At 66.7% G+C, this 243-nt stretch carries 1 protein-coding gene; it reads left to right on the top strand.

Going from position 1 to position 243, the window contains the following annotated elements; all coding sequences use genetic code 11:
- Positions 1 to 2: 2 nt before the first annotated feature.
- Positions 3 to 243: ATP-binding cassette domain-containing protein (locus FQ664_RS26765; RefSeq protein WP_144175987.1), on the top strand; the 241-nt coding region annotated here is incomplete at its 3' end.

Raw genomic sequence — 243 nt, forward strand, 5'->3', positions numbered from 1 at the left:
GCCTGGAGCAGGTCGGTGTCACCTTCGGTGGCGAGGCGGTGCTCGACAGCATCGACCTGTCGGTCGCACCTGGCCAGATCGTCACCCTGATCGGCCCGAACGGCGCGGGCAAGACCACCCTCGTGCGCGCCGTGCTCGGCCTGCTCAAGCCGCACCGCGGCAAGGTTTGGCGCAAGCCGAAACTGCGCATTGGCTACATGCCGCAAAAGATCCAGGTCGATGCCACGCTCCCGCTGTCAGTGT

The organism is Pseudomonas persica (assembly GCF_900291015.1).
Classification (GTDB): Bacteria; Pseudomonadota; Gammaproteobacteria; order Pseudomonadales; family Pseudomonadaceae; genus Aquipseudomonas.